The organism is Salinisphaera sp. SWV1 (genome assembly GCF_052044155.1).
In the GTDB taxonomy this organism is placed as follows: domain Bacteria; phylum Pseudomonadota; class Gammaproteobacteria; order Nevskiales; family Salinisphaeraceae; genus Salinisphaera.
The window spans coordinates 1-14958 of sequence record NZ_JBQDYE010000029.1; the positions used below are offsets into that span (position 1 = coordinate 1).

A 14958-nucleotide genomic window follows, 5' to 3' on the forward strand; every position below is an offset into this window, starting at 1 on the left:
TACGCCACGTTCGCTACGCCTCGTCTTGCCGCAAAACAGCGCTTGGCGCGGACGTGCACGAAACGGCAACAGGCCCTAATATCTTGCAGGTTCTTCTGTTCAACCTGGCCGCCCTGGTGGGCGCCGCCTCCCAGGGCCTGACCGGTTTCGGCAGCGGCACCCTGATGGTCAGCAGCCTGGTGCTGCTCTATCCGTTTCGCGATGTCGTGCCGGTGGTCGCCGTCGTCGCGCTGGGCACCAATCTGTTGATGATGGTACTGGCCCGGCGCGAGTTCGACTGGCGGCGTGGCCCGATCGCCGCGCTGTCGCTTTCGACCGGCGTGCTCGGCGGCGCGCAGCTGCTGGCCATACTGCCGGTGGACGTGCTGCAACGCACGCTCGGCGCGGTCATCCTGTGTTATGTGGCGTTGAATCTGTTCCGGACACCGGCGCCCGAACGCATGCCACAGCTGGGCTGGGCCGATACGTCGGGACTGGCCGGTTCGTCGGTGTTCTCCGGCGTGATCGTCGGCGCGGTCGGCGTTGCGCCCATTCCGCTGTTGATCTACGTGAACATGCGTTACCCGAAGCGTTATTCACGCTCGATTCTCACCATGGCATTTCTGTTGAGTTCGGCCGTGCAGGCCACGATCTACACGCATCTCGGCCTGCTCATGCTGCACTCTTGGTGGCTGGCCGCGGCCAGTCTGCCGGCGGTGCTGATTGGATTGATCGCCGGCCACAAGCTCCACTACCGGGTCGACCAGAGAACATTCAGCCGTATTCTGGCACTCGTTCTGGCGCTGCCGGCTCTGCGCCTGGTAATTGGCTGATGTCGCGCGCCCCGGCCAGCAGCCGGGCGAAATCCGCGGCCGGTACCGCGCCACTGAACAGATAACCCTGCATTTCGTCGCACCCCAGCTCGATCACGTAGCGCAGTTGTTCGGCGGTCTCCACGCCTTCGGCCACTACGTCGAGCCCGAGATTGTGCGCGAGCGTGACGATCGAACTCACGATGGCTGCCTGTTGCGGCATCGACGCCCCGAGCTCGCGGATGAACGATCGATCGATCTTGAGTTGCTGGATCGGCAGTTTCTCCAGATAGGACAGGCTGGAGTGACCGGTGCCGAAGTCGTCCAGCGCCACATCCAGCCCCATCCGGGAAAAGCACTTGAGCGTGTCGATCGCTTCCAGCATGCCCTTGATTGCCACCGACTCGGTGATCTCGAACATCAGCGAACGCGCTTCGAGGTCATAGCGATCGAGATGACGGCGCACCAAGCCCGGCAGTCGCGGATCGCCGACCCGGGCCGCCGACAGATTGACCGAGATCCGCGGCACAACGAGCCCGGCGTCACGCCATGCCCGAATCTGAGCGCAGACGGAACCGAGTACGATCCGCTCCAGCTGGTCGATCTGGCCCGAGCGCTCGGCCAGCGGAATGAAGCGATCCGGCATGATCACGCCCCGCTCGGCGTGGTGCCAGCGCACCAGCGCCTCGGCGCCGCACAACGTGCCATCAGCCGGGCGATACTTGGGCTGGTAATAGACGACGATCGCGCCGGCTTCGAGCGCCTCGCCCAGCGCCCGCTGGAGTTGAAATTCATCCTCCGCGAGATGCGCCATCTCCGGGCGAAAGCCGACGCAGTTGTTCTTGCCGTTGTGCTTGGCGTGATACATCGCGCGATCGGCCGCGGTGATCAGCGCCTCCGGTTTATTGCCATGATCGGGGAAACGCGACCAACCGATGCTGGCCGACAGGCCGGGTATGGTGTCGCCGGCCTGGCGAATGGCCGTCAGCAGACGATGCGCCAGCCTGTCGATATCGGCCGTACCGTCGGCACCGGCCGCCAACACCACGAACTCGTCACCCCCCATCCGCGCGACCGTATCGTTGTCGTGCATGGTGTCGCGCATGGCGTTCGCGACCCGCTCCAGGACCTCGTCACCGGCGCGATGCCCGAGGTGATCATTGAGCAGCTTGAAGCCGTCGAGATCGACATAGAACACGGCGAAGCTGCCGCCGCGGCGGCCGGCGTATTCGATCTCGCGATCGAGTCGCTCGTGCAGCAGTCTGCGATTGGCGAGATTGGTGAGGGCATCATGGTGGCTGTTGTGGCGCAGTTGCTCGTTGGCCGTCTGCAATGAAGCAATCAAGTCCGCCGTTTGCGTTTCCAGCCGCCGGTCGAGCGCCGAGGCCAAAAGGGTGGCCGCCAGCAACACCACCGACAACGAACCGATCAACAACGCCAGCCAGGTCTTGTCGACACCACCGGCCACGAGACTCTGACTTGCCAGCGGGAACTGGGCAGCCGCCATGCCGGAATAGTGCATGCCGGCGATGGCAACCCCCAGAAAAACCGCGGCCGCGCTCTTCTTGGTCGTACGCAAACGCTGGCGCGCCTGCCGCAGGGCGAACGACAGTCCCAGTGCGGCCGCCGACCCTGTCAGCGCAACCAGCACCGACAGCACCACCCAGACCGGGTCGTAGACGATGCCGGGCTTGATCTCCATCGCGTATGCATGCTCACGATACCGAGTGCCATGAAAGCCGATCCGCCCAGCCAGGCGCCCCGATCCAGGCGCGCCCGGCAAGCCAGCCGAAGCGCCGCGGCCGAGGCCGCGACCGCCATGAGCCAGGACAACGCAGTGGGCACCACCGCGTAGCTCATATGAATGGGCAGCCGCAACGCGAGCATGCCGATGAAATGCATGGCCCATATCCCGGACCCCAGGACGACCGCGCCCGCGGCCAGCCAGATCCACGCGTAGCGCCGCTGGGCAGCGTGGACGCGATCGGTAAGATCGAGCGCGGCATAACCGGCCAGAATCGCAACCGCGATCGACAACAGCACGAGCCCGGGCCGATAGTGTGACGTCAGAAAATCGGCGGCTTCCATAAAACGACAACTCCCGTATTGACCCGATAGACGGCCGAAGGGCGCGAACCGTTCACGACGACGGCGCATGTCCCATGCGCGCGTTTCGCGGGGCGTTGTCGTTAACGGCGGGCGCGCCGGATACTACGCATCGACCCGGCGTCGCGATGCCCGCGCTACCGTTACATGACCCTCCGGCGCGGCGGACGCATTAAATTTTATACAAAAAGATGGCCGGCGACCGACCCTTCGCGTCGTGCAGCCCAGGCGAGGGCCTGGGCACGGCGACGCTCTGGCTGACACACCTTCGGACCGCGACGCGGCGTCGCATGACACCGCCGCAGGCCCTAAACTGACGTCTTCGCAAGCACTTCATTCCGCAACCATCGCCTGCCGATGCCAAGCGACTTCCCTGCCGCGCTGCCGATCGCTTACAACGTCGTGCATCTCGCCGCCGACGGCCACCGCCAGGCGCTGATCGACGAACTGGTCCATCGCGGCGATCGTATTGTTGACGCGATCGATTCGCTGATCTTTGTCCACGGTACCTCCGGCCCGGCGGCCTGGGCCCGCAACAGCTGGCTGGCCCCGGCCGAGTACCGCGTGGCTTCGATCGGCGAAGCCGCGCGCCTGCTGGCCTCGGTGCAGCGCAACTGGCACCTGCACTCGATCTCGCATCACCGCCGCGCGCAACTGATCGCCGACAAACTGGCGCCGATCCGCTTCCGGCCCCTCGGCTTTCCGGCGCCCGTGCCGTCCGCTCCGCTGGGCGTATTCGGCCTGCTCGACCGGGATCGGTTGCTGGCGTCGCCGCTCTGCTCCAGCGCCTTTGCGGACGGCCGGCCGGCTTTCGCCGAGGATCGTGAAGGCCCGCCCAACCGGGCCTATCTCAAGCTCTGGGAGGCTTTGACCCTGGCCCGAACGCAGCCGGGCCCGGGCGATGTCTGTCTCGACCTGGGGGCGTCGCCGGGCGGCTGGACCTGGGTACTGAACCAGCTCGGCGCCGACGTCGTCGCCGTCGATCGCGCCCCGCTGGTGCCAGAGCTCGCGGCCGCGCCACGCGTGACCACGCACCGCGGCGATGCATTCGGCCTGACGGTCGCAGACCTGGATCGGCGCCCCGACTGGATCCTGTCGGACCTGATCGCCTATCCTGCTCGGATTCTTGCGCTGGCGCGCTACTGGTGCCGCGCCTGCCCACAGGCTGGAATCGTCATTACCGTAAAGTGCCAGGGCGTGGTCGACCCAGCCGAAATCGACCATTTTCTCGATATAGACAACGCCCGACTGCGTCATCTGAGCGCCAACAAGCACGAGCTGACATTCTTCCGCCTGCCCGATGCCGGCCCGCCCGAAGGCGCCTCGCGCCGCCCTTGATGCGGCGACGCGCGGGCCCCGCGGCACCCCACCCAGTAGGAGTGCGTATTCCTGCATACGGTATCGTTCATGTATCGTTGCCCTCGTGCCGACAATTTCGACGATTCTCGGCGGCGCCGATACACCGTATCCGGCCCTCCACGACTCCGATGCCGTGTTCCCGCGGTCAACTCGATAGGACACGTGATTTTCATGCGCTATCTAGCCCTGTCTCTTGTGCTTCTGGCGATGCTCTTCGCCCAGACCGGCTGTGCCGCTTCGGAAAACCAGCCGACGCCGGTCCCCGATGCCGGGGCGGGCTTGGCCCAGGGCTATACCCCACTGACGCCCGACAACGACCAGAGCAAGATCGATCAGGAAGTCGTGCGCGAGCTGCAGGACAACCACTACAACAAGATCAAGCTCGATAACGCCTTTTCCGAGAAATTCTTCAAGGCCTATCTGGATGACCTGGACGGCACCCACAGCGTGTTTCTCGCTTCCGACGTGCAACGCCTGAAGAAGAAATACGGCGACGAGCTCGACAATCAGCTCAAAAGCGGCAAGCTGACCGCCGCCTACGCCATCTTCAACACCTACCAGAAGCGCCGCATCCAGATCGATCAGTGGGCATTGCACCGTATCGATCGGGGCCTGAATTCGTTCAATCTCGATGATCAGGAATCCTTGAAGGTGGATCGCGAAAACGCGCCATGGCCGGCCGATGCCGCGGCCCGCCAGAAGCTCTGGACCAAACAACTGGAAAACCAGGTCATCGACCTGCGGCTCAACGACGTCAAGCCGGCCGAGATCAAGAAGCGTCTGACGCAGCGCTACACCAACGAACTCAAGCAGCTGCGCCAGGCCGAGCCGACCGATGTGTTCTCGGTCTACATGGATGCGTACACCCACTGCTACGATCCGCACACGGATTATTTCTCGCCGCGTCGCTCCGAGGATTTCAACATCGACATGAACCTGCAGCTGCAGGGCATCGGCGCGGAATTGCGCTCGAAGAACGGGTACGCGGAACTGGTGCGCCTGATTCCGGGCGGCCCGGCGGCCAAATCCGGCAAGCTCAAGCCCACCGATCGCATCATTGCCGTGGGCCAGGGCAAGCAGGGCGACTTCACCGACGTGATCGGCATGCGACTCGACGAGACCGTGCAGCTGATCCGCGGCAAGGCCGGCTCCACTGTGCGCTTGCAGGTCTCGCCGCCGGACAACAGCCAGACCAAGACCGTCACGCTCACCCGCGCCAAGATCAAGCTCAAGGACCAGGCCGCCAGCTCGCGCGTGATGCACGTCAAGCACGACGGCACCGAGCACAAGATCGGTATCGTCACCCTGCCGTCGTTTTACAACGGCACCGCGGACGACGTGAAGAAGCAACTGATCAAGCTGAAGAAGGATAATGTCCAGGGCGTGATTCTCGACCTGCGCAACAACGGCGGCGGCGCGCTCGGCGAAGCCATGAAGCTGATCGGCCTGTTCATGAATTCCGCGCCCGGCGTGCAGATCCAGGACGCCAACGGCAATATTCAGGTCCTGGGCGATCGCAACAACGGACCGGTCTATTCCGGGCCGCTGGCCGTGATGACCAACCGCCTGTCCGCCTCGGCCTCTGAAATCGTCGCCGGTGCGCTGCAGGACTACGGTCGCGCCCTGATCCTGGGCAGCCAGACCTTTGGCAAGGGCACGGTCCAGACGCTGCTGCCCCTGTCCTCCGGCCAGCTCAAGCTGACCGAGGCCAAGTTCTATCGCGTCTCTGGCAAGAGCACACAGGACCGCGGCGTGACCCCGGATATCACCTATCCCTCGGCGATCGATCCCAACAAGATCGGCGAATCCGCGCTGCCCAACGCACTGCCCTACGACACGATTCCGCCGACCGCCTATCCGTCCTCGGACGCGATCCAGAAAATGCTGCCGACGCTCAAGAAGGATCACCAGCAACGCGTGGCGCACGATCCGGACTTTCAGTATCTGGTCAAGCGGATCCATCTGGCGCGCAAGGAAAGCGACCAGAAAACCGTATCGCTGGATATCCACAAGCGTCGCCAGGAACAGCAGCAGTTGGAACACAAACTGCTGGCGCTGGCCAATACCCATCGCAAGGCGACCGGCAAGCCGCCGTACAAGAACTACAAGGCGCTCGAAGACGCCCAGGACGACGGCGCCTCGAGCGAGAACGGCAAGGACAACGCCAACAAGCCCGATGACACCCTGCCGACCCCCACCCCGGGCGACACCGGCAGCAAGGGTTTCGATGCTTACGAAACGGAAAGCGCCAACATTCTGCTCGACATGATCCACATTCGCGCCCAGCCGCAGACCGCCAGGAAAGCGGCCTGAGGCCGGGAGCCCGGCAACCGGACTCCCGGTAAACGCGGGTGGCAACAGCCCGCATGCCGCGGCCCGGACCGATAATCAGACTTGCGGCCGGCTTCATGCCGGCCGCTCTCTTGTCAGCCCCGGGCGGTCAACGTGGCATAAGCAGACCCGAGCACGGCCCCGTAGATCAGGTGCAAAACCAGCGTGAGCCCGGCCACGGGCCAACCGATCGCCAGCCCGAAGAATCCATAGCCGGCGACCGGTAGAAACAGCAGCATCATCGCCAACCAGGCCATCAGGCCAAACACGACGCCGCGCGCCCATCCCTGCCCGCCGGGCAGGCGCGAATACAACACGGCGAAGAGCACGCCCCATAGGATCGAACCGATCGCGAAATGCCCGACCCAGCCCATGACCAGCGGGCCGCCGGTCAGCCGATGAATACCCTCGATCGCGTTAAACGCCGACAGCCAGTGCGAAAACGCCTTGACGATCATCAGGATGGAAAGCACCACCGTGGCGATGAAGCCGGCCACAATGCCCTTGAATGGGTTCATGGGTCTCTCTCTCGCGGTTGCAAAGTGCCCAGCCTACCGCACCGACTTCGGCGACCGGCTTATGACAACCCCGGCGCTCAAGCGCCGCAGGGTTGCCTTGAATCATGGTCAGCCCGAGACGCACCCCCGCCGACCGGGCGGCCGCGGTGACAGACCTTTCAACCGGTCCGACACAACCGTGCCAGCTGAAAAAAACGATCCGGCGTCTCAGGCTGCGGCGACTCGCTGCCATGGCCACGCTGTTGGTATACCCGCGCAACGGGGTTTTGAACACAACCCAATACACGTGACCGGAGACGCGTGTCCCGCCACGTCAGTTCGCACCATGAATTTCGAGCAACTTGTAGGCCGGTCAATACGCGGCGACGGCCGTGCGCAATGTAAGGTTACTTGCGAGACAGGACACTGATATGGATTGCATCGCAAATATCTGTGCCAAAAAGACTTTTTTGGCGCTGGTTTGGGCCGACCCCAAGGGCATCATGGATTGCGATGCAATCCATATGGTCTAGAAAGCATTGCCGAACGACAGATAAATGAGCGCATTACTCTCGCCGGAGAAACCAACATCGAGTCGGGTCGACAGTGCCTCGCTAAGCGCGGCGCGCAGGCCGACACCATAGCTAAGCTGGATATCGTTGCTCAGCCCCGGCGCCACTTGGGGTGTATCCGCCAATAGGTCGCCGGGAAGCCGCGAACGGTCGAGAAAGACTCGCCCGGCGCTACCGAATACGGTGCCGTCCAGCCGAACGCGCCACAGATGCCGGAAGTCGAAATCGGCCAGTAGTTGCTGGTAGCCGATGCGCGCGAAAATCCGGCTCTGGCCCAGAAAGCGATCCGGCTCGAAACCTTCCAGACTATCGAAACCGCCCAGCGAGGAGAATTCATAAAACGGCAGATTGTTGCCGCTGCCGGTGACATATTGACCATCGACACGGAAGCCGAGCAGGCGCTTGGACGAACCGAGCGGGTGCACATAGCTGGCGTCGCCGGTAAAGCGGGCATAGTTGAAATCGTTACCCAGTTCCGGGCCCACGTGGGTAACTTTTCCGATCACGTTCCAACCCTGCTCCGGCCGTGTGAGATCGCGCTGGGTGTTGTAGATGATCGACAACGACAACGGGTTGTTATAGCCGCCCTTGATGCCGGGCAGATCGCCGAACTCACGGGTGGTCGACTGTTTTCCGTTCTGGGGGTCGCCGGGTCCGATGGTGATTCGGTTGTAGCCGATGGTGCCGGCCACGACCCAGTGCGGCGCCAGGCGCCGGCCGAGCGTGAACATCAGCGACGTGCCATGGTATTCATGCTGGCTGATCGCATGGTCTCCGACGCTGTTGTTGCCCAGCCCGTAGAAGTTGGTGGTCGGCTGCAATTCGTAATGAAACCGCACCAGCCCGATGAAACTGCTGCCGAACACATGGGGGACCCCCCATATGCCATCCACGGCGGTCTCGCCTCCGGTCGATTGCGTGGCGCCGATATCGAGATTCATGTGCGAATCGCCGAAATTGATATCGCTGAACTTGCCGCCAACGATGAACCCGACTTCGGGGGCATAACCCAGCTGCGGCAGCAGGGCCACGTTGTGCGACGACTCCAGTTCCTTGGGCGCCTCCGGCTGCGCCGACACGGCACGATCGGACTCACCGGCCGTCGCGGCATTATGCTCGGCCAACGCGCGCCGCTCATTGTCGATAACAATGAACTGGCCCACGCTCCGATCCAGGCTCAGATCGCCGGTGGCATGGGCCGGAACGACGAGCGCCCATGGCAGCCCCAGAGCGAGCGCACACAGCGCGAAACCACGCGGCACGATGCCGCCGAGCGAATACAGTCGCCCGGGGCGCACCGCTGAACCCGCAACAGCGCAAAGCTTGTTCATCAAAGAATATCCTTAATTCCACGGTCCGCCGCTCGGCCCCGCGTGATGCCGAGCGTCATGGCGTAACCCGAGCGTTACGTTACCGTAACCTCGGCAACTGCCGGTATCGGGGTCGTCACGGACTTGCGTTACCCGAACACGTCCGGGTCACGTCAGCCACTGAACCAGCGCCCTATGCTGCGGCCAGACAGCACTCAAACCCGTTCGATCGGCCCATTCGAAATCCTCGAAATCGAAACCGGGCGCCACCGTGTTGCCAACGAGGGCGAAACCCGTGTCACCCTGCATTGCCGCCCCGAACCATACGCCTCGAGGCACGACGAGCTGGGGCACCTGGCCGGCCATCAGGTCCTGGCCCAGCACCTGATCGATACGCTCGCCCTCTGGCGTGAGCATGTGCACCACCAACGGATTCCCGACATAGAAGTGCCAAACCTCGTCGGATTTCAGGCGATGCAGGCGGGAAACCTCCGCATGACGCAACAGAAAATAGATCGCGGTGGAGGCCGCGCGCGGCCCATCGTAGCGATCGGGCAAATCGTCGCTGGATAGCGTATCGACCGCCCGATAAGTCTGGCGATAATAGCCGCCCTCGGGATGGGGCTGGAGATGCAGCATTTCGATCAGGTGGTCGGCGGTCATCACGCCTCCGCAGGCGAAAACAAGGACACCGCCCATCGATACCACAGACCGCGGCGATGCGCCGGAAACGAAAACATGCGGGCCGGGTGAATGGAAGCCGCCGGCGCGACGATCCTGGCGGCATTCAAATCCGATTCATGCATTTTGGCGTAACCATAGATCTCCTTCCGAGTGCGCTTTTTTGCGCGGCGACTGCCATGAAATATTTGATTGTTGCGTTGGCCCTGGCCCTGACCGGCGCCGGCTGCGCCCCCGAGTCGCTCGATGGCAGCGTGGGATATGGCCGGATCTACCAGAGCTATGGCTATGGATACGGCTACCCCGGCTATGTGACCTACCCGATCTACGGATATGGCGACCGCGACCGGGTTGACCGCCACGCCGGGGATCGCGAATACGGCCATTGGTCCAGCGACCGCGATCGGTGGCGCGATCACGGTGAGATCCCGCACCATCGCGCCTGGCCCGGGCCCGGGTATGGGTATGGACCGGCCGATCATGAACACGATGATGGCGAGTGGCGCCACGACGCGGCGCCCTCAATGCGCGAACATCGCTGGCATGACCTCGACCGCCAGCGCGGCGATTCGCGAGCGTCGCCGTAAGGGCCGAGCTACCGCAAGGCAAGGCGCAACGAGCGCGACAAGACCCCGCTGACCGGCGGCGGTTACGCGGGCGAGCCCGCCTCGTCGGTGAGTTCGGCGGCGATCTGGCGCAGGGCGTCGGCCAGCACCTCCGGTGGCTGGGCTCCGGAAATGAGATAGCGCTCGGCCACGACGAACGAGGGCACGGCCGTCACACCCAGCTGCTGATAGTAATCGATCTCGGCACGAACGGCGTCGGCGTGGCGTTCGCCGGCCAGAATTTCGTCGATATGGCTGGCGTCCATGCCGAGCGCCATGCCGATCTCGCGCAGCAGCGCCGGATCGGTGGGATCGGCGGCTTCGCGAAAATAAACGTCGAACAACTGCTCGTTGAAAGCCTGGTCGACGCCGGCCTCACGGGCCTCGTGCAGAACACGGTGCACGTCGAACGTGTTCCAGGATCGGCGCTCGGCCGCACGCTTGAAGTCCAACCCGGACTCGGCCGCGGCCGCAATGATCTGCTGCTGCGACTCACGGACTTCGTCCGGCGTCTTGCCGTACTTGGCCGCCAGATGCGCGACCATGTCGCGGCCCTCGGGGCCGATATCGGGATTGAGCACGAACGGATGCCAGTGCAGCCGGCACTCGATGTCGTCCAGACGGTCGGTGGCCTGCTGCAGGCGCGCCAGGCCGATGGCACACCAGGGGCAGACAATGTCGGAGACGAGATCGATATCCAGCGTAATCATGTAGAGCTCCGGCTTGGAATTCGGGCGCCGGCCGGCGCGCCGGCAAACGCCCGCGCGGGCGGCAAAACGCCTGTCCCGCGATGATCGGCCCGTCCGCGCGATGAATCAATGGCCGTGTCGTAGCGCGCGCCGCGAGCCTGGCCGCGCCGCGTGTACGCCCGTCGGCTCATTCCTCGAGCAGATCGAGCTTGGCGGCCCACCACCGCGTGGTCGTGGCCTGGGCGAGAATGGTCACCAGCACCGCCACGAACACCACCGAGGCGATCAGGTGAGCATGGGGGGCGTTCTCACCCAACAGAATACCGGCCAGCGCACTCGGGATGACGCCGGTCTCGCGCACCCAGCTCATGAACAGCAATTCCTTGAACGTCCACTTGGCCCGTCGGTCGGGCAGCGTACACAGGAATACGTTGAGCGGGCGTGCCACGAACATGAACACGGCCACCACGATCAGCGCGCCCAGCCAGTGCTCGGCCAGCAGGCTGAATTTCACCTGGCTGCCCAGCAGAATGAAAATGAACATGCGCATGATCAGCGCGGTGGTGCCCACGAAGTCGTGCAGGCTGCGCTGTTCCTCGGCGCCGATGCGATAGCCGAAAAGCGAGCGGTTGCCGATCACCACGCCGGCGACAAAAGCCGCCATGAAACCACTGGCCTGCAGGTCCACCGCGCCCAGATAGGCGCCGATGACGGCCATCAGCGTGACCAGCGGCATGTACTCGCGCAGGAACGAATACTTCTCGTGCGCGATCACGAACAGCGCGACGAAACCCAGCAGGACACCGGCGATGATGCCGATCACCGACTGCTCGAGCAGATCCAGCAGCGCATGACCGTACGACAGGTGGCCCGAGCCGGCCAGCACCGACATCAGCGTGACCACGATGATCGAGCCGGTCGCGTCGTTGAACGCCGACTCGCTGATCACGGTCTGGGCCACGCGTCGGCGGATCGAGACCTGCTTGAACACGGGCATGAGCGTGGCCGGGTCGGTCGGCGCGATGGTCGCGCCCAGCAGCAACGCGACCATGAACGGAATACCGAACAGATACTGCGCCACCGGCGCCACCACCAGCGCGGTAATCAGCACACCGACGGTTACCAGCAAGAACAAGGATATCCAGACATCCTTGACTACGCCGAGATGCGTTTCCGCCCCGCCATCGAACAGAATGTAGGAAGCACCGAAAATCAGGATGATCTGGTTGAGCGCACTGCCCGTGGGCACATCGACGACACCGGAGATCTCCGGACCGAGCAGGATGCCGACCAGCAGGAACAAGGCGATGTCGGGCACCTTGATCTTCTGCGCAAAGAAACCGATCAACGAGCCGCAAGACAGCACGACGCCGAAGATCAGCAGGACGTGCTGGGCGGTCTCGATCGCTGGATTGGATTCCATAATCCCCCTACTGGAAAAAGACGGCGAATCCGCGCTTGGATCGCCATGTGCAACATGGTCGGCGGGTAACGCCATACGTGAACGGCTGCGGGCCCGACGTGCCGGCAATCATCGCCGATGCGATCGTGCTTTTCCAATACGCCCCAATCCGGCCCGGGCGCTCGGTGCGCCACCGGGTCAGGACGCCGCGCCGGGTTTGTCGTGCCGCGCGCGTTGCGCGGCATTGTCGGCGGCGGTTGCCGCATCGCCGCTGTCCGACGCCTTCGGCGGCGTCCAGTGGCCGGCGCGCAGCGTCATGGCCGTTTCCATCGAGCTCTTGCAGAACGCCAGCACCTGATTGAACTCGGCCTCGGGCAACTGACGTACGGCGTCGTTGCCACGATAGATGTTCATCCACTTGCGATCGCGCTCGATCATCGTCGGCAGATGGCCGATGCCCCAGTCCTCGGCCAGCGCCCACAGACGCGGATTGAAACCGCGTACGAGGCTGATCAGGAACGGAATCGGATCGTTGCGGGCGAGCAGCGAGGTCAGCCGCAGAATGAGTTCGAAGGACACGGTCGCACTGCCCTGCTCCATCGCCTGGAGCACGGTCTTGTCCTCGAGATCCAGCGCCTCGGCCAGGCCGTCGATCGACAGCCCCGCGGTGGTGCGGGCGTCGTGAATGGCAACGCCCGCGCGTTGCATCCAGGCGCGCTGTTCAGCCGAAAGACGCGTGCGCTGGCTGTTGTCCAGAATGAGCGTGGAGCCGATCCGAAGCGTCAGCCCGCCGACCCGGCCGGCCAGTGCGCCCACCGCCTGACGCGACAGGTTGAACGTCAGATTGGAGACCTGATCGAAAAGTCGGGCCCGCGTCGAATCCTCTGAACGGCCCATGCTCGCCTCCCCTGGATGTGAGTGCGGCGCTCGGCTTGTGCGAGCACGAAGGTCGAGCATAACGCGATTCGGCGAACAGATTGAGATGGGCCAGATGGACCGGCAGCCGCCCGGCCGAGTGGGCGGCCACGGGGGTCAGCGAAGTGGCACCGCCGCCGCCTGATCGCGACGCCGATCCGCCGGAAAGAATTCGCCAGCCTTGAGATCGGCCTCGATCTGCTCGAGCGAACGGCCGTTGGTTTCCGGCACATAGCGCACGATGAACACCACGCCGAGCGCGCTGATCGCCGCGTACAGCCAGAACGCACCCGCGGTGCCCAGCGCATTGATCAGCGTGAGCGTGGTGAGCGTGACCAGCAGGTCGAAGGTCCAGTGCGAGAACGCGCCCACACTCGCCCCCTTGCCGCGCACAAACAACGGATAGACCTCGGCGTTGATCAGCCACAGGGCGACGCCGAAGCTGCAGTTCAAAGCCATGTAGATGGCCATGCAGACGATCAACAGATCCTGCTCGGCCGAGGCCTGCGGCATGCCGCCCGTGAACAGAATGGCCATCACCGCCATGGCCACGGCGGATCCCGGCACCATCCACAACAAAAACCGGCGCCGGCCAATGCGATCGACCATCAGGATACCGAAGATCGTGCTGATATTGACCAGCACGATGGCCCCGATGGACGCCAGAATCGAGGCGTTATCGCCGAAGCCGGCTTCGGTGAGAATCGTGGGCGCGTAATACAGCAGCGCGTTGTTGCCCGTGATCTGCGAAAACATCGCGATGCCGGCCCCGGCAACCAGCGCCGGCCGAATCCACGACGAAAACAGGTCCGACCAACTGCCCTCCGGCCGGGCCGAAATTTCCCTGATTTCGCCGACCTCGTTTTCAGCGGCCGAGCGGCTCAGACGCACGCGGGTAAGCACGCCGATCGCTTCCGCCTCGCGATCCTGGTTGACCAGCCAGCGCGGCGACTCCGGCAACAACAGCATGCCCAGCATGAGGATGAGCGCCGGAAGCATGCCGAGGCCGAACATCCAGCGCCAGGCATCGCCCAGCGCATAGCCGGTGAGATAGGCCACCAGAATCCCGAACACCACCATGAACTGGAACATCACCACCAGCTTGCCCCGCGAAGCCGGCGGCGCGACCTCGCCGATGTAGACCGGGATGATCTGGGTGGCGCTGCCGGCCGACAGGCCGAGCACGAAGCGCGAGGCGACCAGAAAGAGCACCGTCGGCGCCATGGCCGACATCAACGACCCGATCGTGAAGATCAGCCCCACGAGCATGATCGAACGCCGGCGCCCGATCTTGTCCGAGATCGCGCCGGTGCTGAACACACCGAACAGCGCGCCGAAGATGATCGCGCCGGTGACCACCTGCTTGAGGGTGTCGGTCAACGCAAAATCGTGGGCAAGGCCGAGCAGGGCCACGCCGATGATGCCGGTGTCGTAGCCGAACAACAGCCCGCCGAGGGCCGCGATCACCGACACCATTCCGATCAGCGGTTTACCTTTCAGCCCCCCTGCGGGCGCCGTGCTGGCCGATTCGCTCATTAGTTCTCACCTGCATGAAAAAAGACGCGCCCCCGGCCGGAACCGATAGAAACGCGCGGCTTGCTGAATCGATTCATTATCCCGTTGGTTGTGCCATACAGCACTACATCTTTGGGATGAGATCGAGGCCATGGCGCGACCTCGCAACGGCCGCGGGCTCGGGG

13 protein-coding genes are annotated in these 14958 nt (G+C 63.9%); 4 read left to right on the forward strand and 9 right to left on the reverse strand.

Annotation, left to right across the window (positions count from 1 at the left end):
• The coding region (locus ACS8YF_RS13825; RefSeq protein ID WP_440850727.1) for a sulfite exporter TauE/SafE family protein at positions 1-812 on the forward strand (812 nt) is incomplete at its 5' end.
• On the opposite strand, the gene ACS8YF_RS13830 is transcribed toward ACS8YF_RS13825, so the two are convergent.
• Positions 754-2493: a putative bifunctional diguanylate cyclase/phosphodiesterase gene (locus tag ACS8YF_RS13830; RefSeq protein WP_440850728.1), complete on the reverse strand. Its 1740-nt coding sequence runs from the start codon at positions 2491-2493 to the stop codon at positions 754-756. The genes ACS8YF_RS13825 and ACS8YF_RS13830 overlap by 59 nt on opposite strands.
• A complete protein-coding gene (locus ACS8YF_RS13835) occupies positions 2427-2879 on the reverse strand; it encodes an MHYT domain-containing protein (RefSeq protein ID WP_440850729.1) in 453 nt (150 codons plus the stop codon). Before ACS8YF_RS13835 ends, ACS8YF_RS13830 begins: the two co-directional genes overlap by 67 nt.
• Positions 2880-3254: 375 nt before the next feature.
• On the opposite strand from ACS8YF_RS13835, the gene ACS8YF_RS13840 reads away from it, so the two are divergent.
• Both ACS8YF_RS13840 and ACS8YF_RS13845 read left to right on the forward strand, forming a co-directional pair.
• Positions 3255-4235, forward strand: a complete 981-nt coding sequence (locus tag ACS8YF_RS13840; RefSeq protein ID WP_440850730.1) for an SAM-dependent methyltransferase — start codon at positions 3255-3257, stop codon at positions 4233-4235.
• A 192-nt stretch (positions 4236-4427) separates the two neighbouring features.
• The gene (locus tag ACS8YF_RS13845; protein WP_440850731.1) at positions 4428-6569 is read left to right on the forward strand and encodes a carboxy terminal-processing peptidase; all 2142 of its coding nucleotides are present in this window, start codon (positions 4428-4430) and stop codon (positions 6567-6569) included.
• A 113-nt stretch (positions 6570-6682) separates the two neighbouring features.
• Here the strand turns inward: ACS8YF_RS13845 and ACS8YF_RS13850 are convergent, their stop codons facing one another.
• From ACS8YF_RS13850 to ACS8YF_RS13860, 3 genes are all read right to left on the reverse strand, one after another.
• A complete protein-coding gene (locus ACS8YF_RS13850; protein ID WP_440850732.1) occupies positions 6683-7105 on the reverse strand; it encodes a DUF6789 family protein in 423 nt (140 codons plus the stop codon).
• Positions 7106-7613: 508 nt separating this feature from the next.
• Complete coding sequence (locus tag ACS8YF_RS13855) at positions 7614-8987, reverse strand: BamA/TamA family outer membrane protein (protein WP_440850733.1); 1374 nt, start codon at positions 8985-8987, stop codon at positions 7614-7616.
• Between the two features lie 147 nt (positions 8988-9134).
• A complete protein-coding gene (locus ACS8YF_RS13860) occupies positions 9135-9629 on the reverse strand; it encodes a cupin domain-containing protein (RefSeq protein ID WP_440850734.1) in 495 nt (164 codons plus the stop codon).
• 197 nt (positions 9630-9826) lie between these two features.
• Between ACS8YF_RS13860 and ACS8YF_RS13865 the strand changes: the two genes are divergently transcribed.
• Entirely contained in the window at positions 9827-10234 is a 408-nt protein-coding gene (locus tag ACS8YF_RS13865; protein ID WP_440850735.1) for a hypothetical protein, read from the forward strand.
• 62 nt (positions 10235-10296) lie between these two features.
• Here the strand turns inward: ACS8YF_RS13865 and ACS8YF_RS13870 are convergent, their stop codons facing one another.
• The 4 genes from ACS8YF_RS13870 to ACS8YF_RS13885 all read right to left on the reverse strand — a co-directional run bounded on the left by ACS8YF_RS13870 (position 10297) and on the right by ACS8YF_RS13885 (position 14794).
• Positions 10297-10962, reverse strand: coding sequence for a DsbA family oxidoreductase (locus ACS8YF_RS13870; protein WP_440850736.1), 666 nt, complete (start codon positions 10960-10962; stop codon positions 10297-10299).
• 166 nt (positions 10963-11128) lie between these two features.
• Positions 11129-12364: a cation:proton antiporter gene (locus tag ACS8YF_RS13875; RefSeq protein WP_440850737.1), complete on the reverse strand. Its 1236-nt coding sequence runs from the start codon at positions 12362-12364 to the stop codon at positions 11129-11131.
• A 177-nt stretch (positions 12365-12541) separates the two neighbouring features.
• On the reverse strand, positions 12542-13240 hold the full coding sequence (locus ACS8YF_RS13880; RefSeq protein ID WP_440850738.1) for a hypothetical protein: 699 nt from the start codon (positions 13238-13240) through the stop codon (positions 12542-12544).
• Positions 13241-13375: 135 nt separating this feature from the next.
• Complete coding sequence (locus ACS8YF_RS13885) at positions 13376-14794, reverse strand: sugar porter family MFS transporter (RefSeq protein ID WP_440850739.1); 1419 nt, start codon at positions 14792-14794, stop codon at positions 13376-13378.
• Between the last annotated feature and the right edge of the window lie 164 nt (positions 14795-14958).